General features: G+C 75.2%; 11 protein-coding genes, 1 pseudogene and 1 riboswitch. Of the genes and pseudogenes, 9 read left to right on the top strand and 3 right to left on the bottom strand.

Going from position 1 to position 11,269, the window contains the following annotated elements:
* A pseudogene (locus SSBG_RS24525) lies at window positions 1-219 on the top strand (serine/threonine protein kinase); the annotation flags it as partial.
* Between the two features lie 103 nt (window positions 220-322).
* On the opposite strand, the gene SSBG_RS24520 reads toward SSBG_RS24525, so the two are convergent.
* A complete protein-coding gene (locus SSBG_RS24520) occupies window positions 323-1,126 on the bottom strand; it encodes an SGNH/GDSL hydrolase family protein (protein ID WP_008748758.1) in 804 nt (267 codons plus the stop codon).
* Window positions 1,127-1,509: 383 nt separating this feature from the next.
* On the opposite strand from SSBG_RS24520, the gene SSBG_RS24515 reads away from it, so the two are divergent.
* Entirely contained in the window at window positions 1,510-1,884 is a 375-nt protein-coding gene (locus SSBG_RS24515) for a GntR family transcriptional regulator (RefSeq protein ID WP_008748757.1), read from the top strand.
* 146 nt (window positions 1,885-2,030) lie between these two features.
* Here SSBG_RS24515 and SSBG_RS24510 read toward each other — a convergent pair whose 3' ends face one another.
* Complete coding sequence (locus tag SSBG_RS24510; RefSeq protein ID WP_008748756.1) at window positions 2,031-2,729, bottom strand: SDR family NAD(P)-dependent oxidoreductase; 699 nt, start codon at window positions 2,727-2,729, stop codon at window positions 2,031-2,033.
* 102 nt (window positions 2,730-2,831) lie between these two features.
* Between SSBG_RS24510 and SSBG_RS24505 the strand changes: the two genes are divergently transcribed.
* The 3 genes from SSBG_RS24505 (at window position 2,832) to SSBG_RS24495 (ending at window position 5,253) form a co-directional block, all read left to right on the top strand.
* On the top strand, window positions 2,832-3,674 hold the full coding sequence (locus SSBG_RS24505) for a helix-turn-helix transcriptional regulator (RefSeq protein ID WP_008748755.1): 843 nt from the start codon (window positions 2,832-2,834) through the stop codon (window positions 3,672-3,674).
* Window positions 3,675-3,833: 159 nt separating this feature from the next.
* Window positions 3,834-4,763: a GNAT family N-acetyltransferase gene (locus SSBG_RS24500; RefSeq protein WP_008748754.1), complete on the top strand. Its 930-nt coding sequence runs from the start codon at window positions 3,834-3,836 to the stop codon at window positions 4,761-4,763.
* Window positions 4,744-5,253, top strand: a complete 510-nt coding sequence (locus SSBG_RS24495) for a DUF402 domain-containing protein (protein WP_037870558.1) — start codon at window positions 4,744-4,746, stop codon at window positions 5,251-5,253. Before SSBG_RS24500 ends, SSBG_RS24495 begins: the two co-directional genes overlap by 20 nt.
* A 58-nt stretch (window positions 5,254-5,311) precedes the next feature.
* Here SSBG_RS24495 and SSBG_RS24490 read toward each other — a convergent pair whose 3' ends face one another.
* Entirely contained in the window at window positions 5,312-6,436 is a 1,125-nt protein-coding gene (locus SSBG_RS24490) for a methyltransferase domain-containing protein (protein WP_050776932.1), read from the bottom strand.
* Between the two features lie 243 nt (window positions 6,437-6,679).
* Between SSBG_RS24490 and SSBG_RS24485 the strand changes: the two genes are divergently transcribed.
* The 4 genes from SSBG_RS24485 to SSBG_RS24470 all read left to right on the top strand — a co-directional run.
* A complete protein-coding gene (locus SSBG_RS24485; RefSeq protein WP_008748751.1) occupies window positions 6,680-8,104 on the top strand; it encodes a glucose-6-phosphate dehydrogenase in 1,425 nt (474 codons plus the stop codon).
* Window positions 8,105-8,142: 38 nt separating this feature from the next.
* Window positions 8,143-8,274: riboswitch (cobalamin riboswitch) on the top strand.
* Window positions 8,275-8,391: 117 nt separating this feature from the next.
* Entirely contained in the window at window positions 8,392-9,462 is a 1,071-nt protein-coding gene (locus tag SSBG_RS24480; protein ID WP_008748750.1) for a FecCD family ABC transporter permease, read from the top strand.
* Between the two features lie 71 nt (window positions 9,463-9,533).
* Entirely contained in the window at window positions 9,534-10,268 is a 735-nt protein-coding gene (locus SSBG_RS24475) for an ABC transporter ATP-binding protein (RefSeq protein WP_008748749.1), read from the top strand.
* A 20-nt stretch (window positions 10,269-10,288) separates the two neighbouring features.
* Window positions 10,289-11,269: ABC transporter substrate-binding protein (locus SSBG_RS24470; protein WP_037870556.1), on the top strand; the 981-nt coding region annotated here is incomplete at its 3' end.

Raw genomic sequence — 11,269 nt, 5'->3', positions numbered from 1 at the left:
GAACCGGCGGAGGAACGGGACGCGGCCCCCGCCGGAGCGCGCGACGCCGGGGGGACGGCCCCGGGGGCGGTTCCGGCCGGACGTACGCCCCCGCAGGTCACGCCCAAGGAGTCCCCGCGCGCTGCGGGCCGCTCCCCCGCGCGCCTCGCCCCGCTCGGCGCGGTGCTCGGGGTGCTCCTCGTCGCGGCGGTGCTGGTGTGGGCGCTGCTGCGGGACTGAGGCCACGCTCCGGTGGGCGGGGCCGCCCCGGGTCCGGGTCCCCCGCCCGCGTACGCGGGGACGCGGGCGGAGGAGCCGGGCCGGCGGACGGGCACCGTGTCCGTCAGGGGGCGTACTTCGTCAGGGCCGGGAGGTAACCGCCGGACTGGCCGGCGGGCTTGGGGTGGTAGGACTCTCCGATGTTGAGCCAGTCGACGCTGTGCAGCCAGGAGTCGCCGGAGCAGATCTCGTGGCCCGTGAAGGTGGCGCGGACATCGCCGAAGGAGAAGCCGTGGCTCGCCGCGCGGGCCGCGATGGTGGTGTCGAGGAAGTCGGCCGCGCCGTTGATGGCGGAGCGCTCGGCCTCGGCGAGGCCCGCGACGCAGGAGCCGTTGAGCTGGTAGAAGCGCGGGTAGCCGAGGACGACGACCTTGGCCGCCGGGGCCTTGGCGCGGATCTGGTCGTAGACGTTGTCGAGCGCGCCCGGGAGCGTGTTCTGCACGTACGCGCGGGCGGTGTTCACCTTGGCGACGCACGTGTCGGTGGACTGGAGGACACACGTCGTCATGACGTCGGCGAAACCGGCGTCGTTGCCGCCGATGGAGATCGTCACGAGGCCGGTGGAGGCGCTGAGGTGACCGAGCTGCTGGGCGAGAACATCACCCGTACGAGCGCCCGAGCAGGCGTCGAAGTTGAAGCTGGAGGGTGAGTGGGCGTTCTTCCACAGGACGGGATACGCCTTGGAGCTGCGCTTGCAGTCGCCGCTCGCGCTGTCGTAGGAGCCGGAGCCGACCCCGGAGGAGTAGGAGTCGCCGAGGGCCACGTAGCCCGTGGGGGCGGCGGCGTGGGAGGTGGCGGCCGAGGCGAGGGTGACGCCGGTGGCCAGGAGGAGCGAGGACACGATCGCGGTGACGCGGGGGAATCTCATGGAACCTCCGTGTAGCAGGATTTCCGCCTTTCTGTTGGTACCACTCACGACCGCCTCGCGGGAGTGCGCATGACAAGAAGTTACCGGGCGGAAAGTTTCACCTGGACGAGGTTTCAGCTCCCCTTCACCGAAAAGCGCCTGACGGGCCGTCGGCAGGTGCGGCGTTCGGTCCCCTGCGGACCGCTGGGGCTCGTGGAGCAGAGGGTCTTTCAGCCGGCGGACGACGCGCGCGCCCAGGGCGCCGGGGACGCGCCCGTCAGGTGGCCACCCGCGGAGAAGAAGAGGGGTGAGCACCGGCGGCGCGTCGCTCGTCCCCGTGCCGGACGGCTCCGGCCGCCGCCGGAGTCCGGGTGGGGCGGGCCGGGGTGGGGCAGAATCGGGGCGTGAGCCTCAAGATCGCGGTCGACGCCGCCTCCGCCCTCGCCCCGTACGAGCAACTGCGCGCGCAGATCGCCGGGCAGGCGCGCTCGGGCGCGCTCCCGGCGGGCTACCGGCTGCCGACCGTGCGCGGCCTCGCCCAGGAGCTGGGCCTGGCGGCCAACACGGTCGCCAAGGCGTACCGGGCGCTGGAGGCGGACGGCGTCGTGGAGACGCGCGGGCGGCACGGCACGGTGGTGGCCGCCGCCGGTGACTCCGCGCACCGCGAGGTGGCGGCGGCGGCGCTCGCCTGCGCCGAACGGGCCCAGCGCCTCGGGCTCACGACGGACGAGGCGCGGGCCCTCTTCGAGGACGCGCTGCGGACGGCGTACGGGGACTGAGGCGCGGCCCGTCAGCCGAACCGGGACCGACGGGGCCGGGCACGTCCGGCCGGGACGCCCCGGGCGTGGGCGCGCCCGTGGTGGCGGTCACCCGCGCGTGCCCGCGCCACTGGCGGCGGTCGTGCCACTCGCGCCCGTCGCCCCGGTCACCAGGGCACGGGGCCCTCGGCCGAGACGAAGGTGCCGCTCGGGCCCTCGTTGCCCGCGAGCGCCTCGCGCACCGAGGCCGCCGCGCCCTCCGCGACGGTCTGCGTGCCCGCGTGGTGGTTGAGGTCCGTCTTCGTGAAACCCGGGTCGACGGCGGTGACGCGGATGCCGGGGAGCGCCTGGGCGAGCTTGACGGTGAGCATGTTGAGGGCGGTCTTGGAGACCGGGTACTCGACGCTCGGGTAATACGGGTTCCCGCCGCCGCCCGCGAGCGAGCCGAGGCCGCTGCTCAGGTTGACGACGGCGGCGGAGTCCGAGCGGCGCAGCAGCGGCAGGAACGCCTGCGTGACGCGCAGAGGGCCGAGGACGTTCGTCTCGAAGACGCCACGCAGCCGGTCGGCGCTCGCGTCGAGCGCGGCGAGCGGCCCGCCGTCCTCGGCGCGCGGCTCGATGCCCGCGTTGTTGACGAGCACGTCGAGCCCGGTCCCGGCCTCCTCGACGGTACGGACGGCGGCGGCGACCGAGGCGTCGTCGCTCACGTCGATGACGAGCGCCCTGGCACCCAGCTCCTCGGCCGCCACGCGGCCCCGCTCCGGGTCGCGGCTGCCGAGCCACACGGTGTGTCCCGCGGCGATCAGCTGCCGGGCCGTCTCGAAGCCGATGCCCTTGTTCGCTCCGGTGATCAGTGAAGTGGTCATGCCTCCACGGTGCGGCCGGGCGGGCGCCCGGGCCAGTGGTCCCGTTTTCCTGGGAACAGCGGTACCAGGCACGATGCCCCGGCGCGCGTGCACACTGCCCCTATGACGACGGGTGAATTCGGGCAGGCGGTGCGGCGCTGGCGCGACCGCGTGCCCCCGCGGGCGGCCGGGCTCCCGGCGGGCGGCAGGAGGCGCGCCCCCGGGCTGCGCCGCGAGGAGCTGGGGCAGCTCGCCGGGATCTCCGCCGACTACATCACCCGCCTGGAGCAGGGCCGGGCCACGCACCCCTCGGCACAGGTGGTCGAGGCGCTCGCCCGCTCGCTGCGGCTCGCCCCCGAGGAGCGCGCGCACCTGTACCGCTGCGCCGGGCTCGTCCCCCCGGGTCCCGGCACCGTGCCCGGCTGGATTCCGCCCAGCGTGCAGCGCCTGCTCGACCGCCTCGCGGGGGTCCCGGTCGCGGTCTTCGACGCGCTGTGGACGCTGCTGCTGGCGAACGGCCCGTACGAAGCCCTCATGGGCGACTCCTCGGCGCTCGGCAGCCGGGAGCGCAACGCGGTGTGGCGCAACTACCTCGGCGCGGGCTCGCGCGCGGTCATGACCCCGGCGGAGCGGGCCGCCTTCGAGGCGGGCATGGCGGCCGACCTGCGCGCGGTCGCCCAGCGCTACCCGGACGACCCGCGTCCGGCCGCGCTCGTCGCCGCGCTGCGTTCCGGCAGCCCGCGCTTCGCCGAGCTGTGGGACGCGGGCACGGTGGGCGCGCACATCAGCGCGCGCAAGACCATCGCGCACCCGCAGGTCGGCGAGATCCGCCTGGACTGCGACGTCCTCACGGTCCACGACAGCGACCTGCGGATCATGGTCTACACGGCGGAACCGGGCACGACGGACGCGGAGCGGCTGGCGCTCGCGGGGGTGCTGGGGAACCAGGAGCTGGGGGTGGGCTGAGGGGGGCGGGGCGGGAGCGGCGAGGCGGTGCGCGGCGCGACCACGCGGGCTGACCGCACGGGCCGGGGCGCGCCCTCCGGGGCGACCGCGCGGGGACCGCCGGCCGTCGCGGCTAATTCGGGCGCGCCGTCCCGTCCCCCGCGCCTACCGTTCGCGCCGATGACGATTCGTGTGCGTGACCTCGATCCCGAAGACCCCGCCGACCTCGACGGCGTCACCGCCGTGCTGCGGGCCGCGATCCCGCCGATGCTGGTGACCCCGGAGCTGCTGCGGTGGCAGTCGACCCGTGCCCCCGCCGCGCAGCGCCACCGGCTGCTGCTCGCCGAGGACGAGGAGGGCCGGGTGATCGGCCGGGGCAGCCTCGGGCTCGCGCACGAGAGCCCCGAACCGGGCCTCGCCTTCTGCAACGTGTACGTCCACCCCGGGCACGAGGGCCGGGGTGCCGGGACGGCGCTCGTCTCGGCCGCCGAGGAGTACCTCGCCTCGATCGGCGCGCGCACGGCGTTCAGCTGGGTGCTCGACGGGGAGCGCGACCTGGACTTCGCGCGCCGCTCCGGCTGGTCCCCCTCCCGCTCCGCGCGTTTCCAGCGCCTGGACCTGACGGCCGCGCTGCCGTCGCTCGCGCCGCCTCCGGCGGGCGTCGAGCTGCGGCCCGCCTCGGCCTTCGCCGACGATCCGCGCCCGCTCTTCCGCCTGGACGCGGAGGCGACGGCCGACGAGCCGGGCGACGTCGGTACGCGGCTGGACGACTACGAGGACTGGCTCGACACGACCTGGGGCCACCCGCTGCTCGACCGGGAGCTGACGACGGTGGCGCTCGTGGACGGGGCCGCCGCCGCGTTCACCGTCGCGCACACGGACGGCGCGCGCCGGTACTTCACGGGGATGACGGGGACCGCGCGCGCCCACCGGGGCAGGGGCCTCGCGAAGCGCGTCAAGCTCGACTCGCTGAGCCGCGCCCGCGCCGCCGGGCTGACGGAGGGGTACACGAGCAACGACGCGGAGAACACGCCGATGCTCGCGGTCAACAAGTGGTGCGGCTACGTACCGGCCGTGACCGAGGTCCGCCATGCCAAGCCCCTCGGCTGACACCCTGACCGTCGTCCTCACCAAGGCGGGCCGCGTCAAGAAGCGCTACCCGGCCCGGCGCCTGGCCGACGACGGCACGCACCTCGTCGTACGGGCCCCCTGGGCCTCCCCCGGGGTGCGCGACTTCGGTTTCGTGCGCTTCGCGCCCGGCGACGTCCTCACCGAGCACTACTGGACGACGACGTGGTACGCGATCAAGGAGGTGCGGGCGGCGGACGGCGGGCTCAAGGGCTGGTACTGCGACATGACCCGCCCCGCGGTGCGCGAGGAGGGGGCGGTACGGGTCGACGACCTCGAACTCGACCTGTGGGTGCCCGCACCGGGCGGGGGCCCGGCGCTCCGCCTCGACGAGGACGAGTTCCTGGCGAGCGGCCTGCCCACGACGGACCCGCGGGCGGCGGAACGAGCCCTGGCGGCCCTGGCCGGCCTTGAGGCGCTGGCACACCGGGACGAGGAGCGCGCGGCCTTCCGCGCCCTCCTCGCGTACTGACCCCTGACCGCGCCCGGAGCGCGCCGGGCGCGGGCGCACCCGGCGTCCTCCCGGCCGGTCACCCTCCCCCGCTCTCCGGCAGTACCACCGCCCGCTCCGGTACGCCCGCGACCCGTGCCACCGGGTCGTCCGGGGCGTGGCGGTGGAGGACGAAGCGGTCGCCCGCGCGGTAGGCGTCGAGACCGGCGGCGCAGTAGGCGACGAGTCCGTCCGGGAGGGCGTCGAGCGGGAACCACTCCAGGGCGTCGCACTTGTGCGGCTCCGCGTTGCGCGGCTCGCCGCCCGCAGGGTGCGCGGCCTCGAAGAACCAGCCGATACGGCTCGCCCCCGAGGGGGCGGCGTGCTGCATGACGAGGGCGACGCGCACGTCCTCGGGGCTCAGCCGCAGGCCCGTCTCCTCCCGCGCCTCGCGCAGCACCGCCGTCCGCACGTCCTCGCCCTCCTCGACGTGCCCGGAGGGCGCGTGCCACAGGCCGTCCGCGTAGCCGGTGTTGGCGCGGCGGGCGAGGAGGACCTCGTCGCCCCGGCGCAGCAGGAGGTGGACGTCGACGATCTCGCGGTGTCTGCGGGCCGGCGCGGGGCTCGCGACGACCGCGTAGCGCTCGTCCTCGACGGGGCCGCCCCACAGGCGCGGGTCCCCGCTCAGCGACTCGGTGTGGAGGCGTTCGGTGAGCGGGGCGAGGAGCGCGGTGACCTCGGCGAGCGGGAGGCCCGCGTCCTTCCAGCGGCCCTCGACCAGTACGAGCCGTCCGCCGGGGCGCAGGAGCGCGCACCAGCGGCGCAGCACCGCCGCCGGGTCGGCGAAGAGCCACAGCAGGTGGCGGACGAGGACGACGTCGAAGGAGCGGGGCGCGAAGGGCGGGTGCGCGGCGTCGGCGCGCAGGAGGCGGGTGCCGGTCCCGGCGAGTTTCGCGGCGGCCTCGGCGAGCATCGCGGTGGAGCGGTCGGCGGCGGTGACGCGGTGTCCGGCGCGGGCGGCGAGCAGGGCGAGGCTGCCGGTGCCGCAGCCGAGGTCGAGCACGTCGGCGGGGCCGGCGGGCAGCCAGGCGCCGAGGCGGCGCGCCCAGGCGTCCCGCACCACGGGGTCGCGCAGCCCGTGATCGGCCTCCGTGTCGAAGCCGGGCGCGACCGCGTCCCAGTCCGTCCCCGCGTCCCAGTCCGTCCCCGCGCCCCGGTTCCTCACGCGCCCCGCCTTCCGCCCGTACTCGCGCCGGTCCAGCGCCGCGCGGGACCGTGTGCCGCCGATCCTGCCACCGCCCACCGACAATGCCCTCTGACCAGCGCTGATACTCCGGCCGGGGCACGGCCCTCACCCGAGCGGCCCCGGCGGCGAGGTGACGGGACGCCAGGCACACAAGGCTGGGGAGCGGGTACCCGACCCCGGTCCCGGGCCCCCGCCCGACCCCGTACGAGAGGCGCTTCCCGCATGGCTTCCGACTCCCCGGCCGACGGCCGTCCGCTGCTCCTGGTCCTCTTCGGCTCCACCGGCGACCTCGCCAAGCGCAAGCTGTATCCGGCGCTCTTCCAGCTCCACGCGCGCGGCCTCACCTCGAAGGACTTCGCCGTGATCGGCTCCGGCCGGCACGCGCCAGGATCGGACGAGGACTTCCGCGGGATCGTCGCCGACGCGGTCAGGGACGCGCACGGCGGCGAGGCCCCCGAAGGGCTGGACGAGTTCACCGCGCGCTTCTGCTTCCGGGCCTCCTCCGCCGAGGACGGCGAGAACCTGGCGCGGGCCGCGCGCGAGACGCGGGAATCGCTCGGCGCGGACACCCGTACCCTCCTGTACCTCTCGGTGCCGCCCGCGAGCATGTCCGGGATGCTCGGCATGATCGGCTCGACCGGGCTCGGCGACGACGCGGTACTCGTGATGGAGAAGCCGTTCGGCGAGGACGTCGCGAGCGCGTGCGCGCTCAACGAGCGGCTGCACGAGATCGTCCCCGAGGAACGCGTCTTCCGTGTCGACCACTTCCTCGGCAAGGAGGCGGTGCGCAACCTGCTCGCGCTGCGGCTCGCGAACGGCTGGCTGGAGTCGGTGTGGAACCGCGAGCACCTCGCGTACGTGCAGATCGACGTGCCCGAGGAGATCGACATCGAGGGCCGGGCCTCCTTCATGGAGTCCACGGGGACCTTCCGCGACATGATCCCCACCCACCTCGGGCAGGTCCTCGGCATCCTCGCGCTTGACCTGCCCGGGCGGTACGGGGCGGACGAGCTGCGCGAGGCGCGGACCGCGCTCTTCCGCAAGCTGCGGCCCTTCGCGCCCGACGAGACGGTGTTCGGGCAGTACGAGGGCTACCGCGAGGAGGAGGGCGTCGCGGCCGACTCCACGGCCGAGACCTTCGTGGCGCTGCGCGCGTGGATCGACGACCCGCGCTGGGAGGGCGTCCCGTTCCTGCTGCGCACGGGCAAGGCGATGGGCGTCTCGCGGCAGCAGGTGACGATCGGGCTGCGCGAGACGGCGCGGGTCCCGGGGGCGGACTGGGCGGCCTGCGACCGGCCCTCGGAGTGGGTCTTCGACCTCACCGACCCGCCGCGCTTCGGCGTCGAGGCGTACGGGAAGCGGCCCGGGACCGGCTTCCGGCTCGTCCGGGCGCCGCTCATGCTCGACGCGGGTACGGCCTTCCCCGAGGACCCGCCGCTCACCGCCTACGCGCGGGTCTTCCTCGACGCGCTCGCGGGCGACCCGACGTGGTTCACGGGCGCCGAGGAGATCGAGCGCCTGTGGGAGGTGTGCGCGGACGTGCAGGAGGCGGGGGGCGTCCCCTTGCCGTACGCGCGCGGGTCGTTCGGGCCCACGGCGGCGCTGGAGCTGGCCGGGAAGCGGGGGTGGCGGATCGGGGAGGAGTGAGCGGGTAAGGCCCCGCCCGGCGGTTCGCCCCTGACGGGGGTTTGTTAGCCTGCTCGGGCCTCTCGTGGGGGAAGCCGGTGCGAATCCGGCGCTGACCCGCAACGGTGTGCGTGGCCCGCGGGTGTCCCGGGGGCCGCGCGAGCCCGATCGCCCGCGGCAGGAGTACCGACCCCGTCGACCGCTCGCCGTGGACTGCGAGCAGGGACCCCGCACCTCGCCCCTCCGGGCCCCGCGGGCGCCCTGCGCGTACCGCCGGTGGCCGCCCACCCGGAGGATGCGCGCCCCTCATGTCCCTCACCACCGCCCCCCGCGCCGGGCACGGGCGCCGGATACCCGTGCCCCCGCTGCTTCTCGGGCTCGCGCTCCTCCTGCTCGTCTCGCTCGTGTGCGGGGTCGCGCTGGGCGCGACGGGGATCGGCTGGGGGCGGGTGCTGCGGCTGCTGTGGGCCGGGCTGAGCGGCGGGAGCGTCGGCGGGGACGAGGCGGGGGCCTACACGATCGTCTGGGAGATCCGCTTCCCGCGCGTCGTGCTCGCGGCCGTGGTCGGCGCGGGGCTCGCCGCCGTCGGGGTCGCGGTGCAGGCGCTCGTACGGAACGCGCTCGCCGACCCCTTCGTGCTCGGCATCTCCTCGGGCGCCGCCGTGGGCGCCAACGCGGTCATCCTCTTCGGCGCGCTCGCGAGCCTCGGCGTGTGGGCGCTCTCCTTCTCGGCCTTCGTCTCCGCGCTCGCGGCGACCGCCCTGGTCTACGCGGTGGCCCGCTCCCCGCTCGGGCTCGGCCCGCTGCGGCTCGTCCTGACCGGGACCGCGCTCGCGTACGGCTTCCAGGCGGTCACGACGGTCATGGTCTTCGGCGCGGAGCGGGGCGAGGCGGCGCGCTCCGCGATGATGTGGCTGCTCGGCAGCCTCGGCGGGGCGACCTGGCCGAAAGTGCCGCTCGTCGCCGCGACGGTGCTCGCGGGCCTGCTGTGGCTCGGGGTGCGGGCCGGGGCGCTCGACGCGCTCGCGATGGGCGACGAGACGGCCGCCGCGCTCGGTGTGCCGCCGGACCGGCTGCGGCGTGAACTCTTCGTCGTGACGGCGGCCGTGACGGGCACGGTCGTCGCGGTGAGCGGGGCGATCGGCTTCGTCGGGCTCATGGTGCCGCACCTCGTACGGATGCTCGTCGGGGCCTCGCACGCGCGGGTCCTGGCCGTCGCGCCGCTCGCGGGGGCCGTGCTCCTCGTCTGGGCCGACCTGCTCTCGCGCCTGCTGCTCGCGCCCACCGAACTGCCCGTCGGGGTCGTCACCGCGGCGCTCGGGGTGCCCGCCTTCCTGCTGCTCATGCGGCGCGGCGGGCACGCCCTCGCGGGCCGCTGAGCGCGGCCGCCCCCTACCCGTACCCCTTTCCGGAGGAACTGGCATAAAAACACGACGTCGAAGGCGTCTCGGTGGACGTGGCGGGCGCGCGGCTCGTGGACGGCGTCGTGCTCGACGCGCCCGCCGGGGCCTTCGTGGGGCTCGTCGGGCCGAACGGGAGCGGCAAGTCGACGCTGCTGCGGTGCGTGTACCGGGCGCGGCGGCCCGACGCGGGGGTCGTACGGGTCGGGGGCGAGGACGTGCACCGCCTCGCGCCCCGGGCCGCCGCGCGGCTGCTCGCCGCGCTGCCGCAGGAGACGGCCGCCGACTTCGACTTCACCGTCGGCGAGGTCGTCGCGATGGGCCGTCTCCCGCACCGGGATCGCTCCGCCGCGCGCGACCGGGAGATCTGCGCGCGGGCGCTCGCGGACGCGGGCGTCGCGCACCTCGCCGCGCGCGGCTTCCTGTCGCTGTCGGGCGGCGAGAAGCAGCGCGTGCTGATCGCCCGCGCGCTCGCCCAGGAGCCGCGCGTCCTGGTCCTGGACGAACCCACGAACCACCTCGACATCGCCCACCAGCTCGATGTCCTGCGCCGGGTGCGCGCGAGCGGCCCGACCGTGCTCGCCGCCCTGCACGACCTCAACCTCGCCGCCGCGCACTGCGACCTCCTGCACGTCCTGCACGGCGGGCGCGTCGTCGCCTCGGGCCCGCCGGACGAGGTGCTGTCCGCCGCGCTGCTCGCGGAGGTCTTCGGCGTACGGGCGCACCGCGTGCGCCACCCGGAGACCGGCGCGACCCAGTTCCTGTTCGACCCCCTGACTCCCTGAAGACCCCGGAGGGTTCTCCCGTGCGCAAACTCCTCACCACCGCCTCGCTCGGTCTCGCCGCCGCCGTCACGCTGACCGGCTGCGGCGCGAAGGTCGAGCACGACGACGGCAAGGCCGCGAAGACGGAGGCGGTCACCGTCACCAACTGCGGCGAGAAGGTCACGTACGACAAGCGGCCCGCACGCGTCGTGACCAACGACATCGGCATCACCGAGCTGATGTTCGCGCTCGGCCTGGAGGACCGCATGGCCGGGTACGCCATGCCGGACGACAAGGGCTCGCTGAAGGGCCTGCCGTACAAGGACGCGTACGACGAGGTGAAGTGGATATCGAAGGACCGCGTCACCAAGGAGAACGCGCTCGCCGCGCGCGCCGATCTCGTCTTCGCGGGCTGGAACTACGGCTTCAACGAGAACGAGCTGACCCCGGACGAGCTGCACAAGGCCGGTATCGGCACGTACCTGCTCACCGAGTCCTGCCGCAACGCCCGTACCGGGACCTCGCGCGGCATCATGCCGCCGCTCGACGCGCTCTACACCGACCTGGGGAACCTCGGGAAGATCTTCGGCGTCGAGACGCGGGCCACGAAGCTGATCGAGCGGTACAAGGCGAGGGTCGCGGCCGTGCGCGCGAAGGCCCCGGCGAAGCGGCCGTCCGTCTTCCTCTACGACAGCGGCCAGGACCAGCCCTTCACCTCCGGCAGGTACGCGGCGCCCGAGCAGATCATCACCGAGGCCGGGGGCACCAACATCCTGCACGACCTCAAGGACTCGTGGACGACGGTCGGCTGGGAGACGGTCGTGGAGCGGAACCCCGACGTCATCGTCATCAACGACTACGGGACGACGAGCGCGCGGAAGAAGCGGGACTTCCTGCTGTCGTACCCGCCCCTGCGCGACGTGCCGGCGATCAAGAACAAGCGCGTGTACGTACTGGACTACGCGGACCTGGTGGAGAGCCCCCGCAACCCCTCGGCGATCGAACGGCTCGGCGCGTACCTG

This window comes from Streptomyces sp. SPB074 (genome assembly GCF_000154905.1).
Lineage (GTDB): Bacteria > Actinomycetota > Actinomycetes > Streptomycetales > Streptomycetaceae > Streptomyces.
Note: the sequence above shows the minus strand (reverse complement) of the source record. Positions and strands in the feature narration are given on the sequence as shown.

Bases quoted from the DNA above. Each gene is read 5' to 3' on its own strand.
- SSBG_RS24500 (WP_008748754.1), top strand. From the start codon at position 3,834: ATGACGATTCGTGTGCGTGACCTCGATCCCGAAGACCCCGCCGACCTC.
- SSBG_RS24485 (WP_008748751.1), top strand. From the start codon at position 6,680: ATGGCTTCCGACTCCCCGGCCGACGGCCGTCCGCTGCTCCTGGTCCTC.
- SSBG_RS24495 (WP_037870558.1), top strand. From the start codon at position 4,744: ATGCCAAGCCCCTCGGCTGACACCCTGACCGTCGTCCTCACCAAGGCG.
- SSBG_RS24505 (WP_008748755.1), top strand. From the start codon at position 2,832: ATGACGACGGGTGAATTCGGGCAGGCGGTGCGGCGCTGGCGCGACCGC.
- SSBG_RS24480 (WP_008748750.1), top strand. From the start codon at position 8,392: ATGTCCCTCACCACCGCCCCCCGCGCCGGGCACGGGCGCCGGATACCC.
- SSBG_RS24510 (WP_008748756.1), bottom strand. From the start codon at position 2,729: ATGACCACTTCACTGATCACCGGAGCGAACAAGGGCATCGGCTTCGAG.
- SSBG_RS24520 (WP_008748758.1), bottom strand. From the start codon at position 1,126: ATGAGATTCCCCCGCGTCACCGCGATCGTGTCCTCGCTCCTCCTGGCC.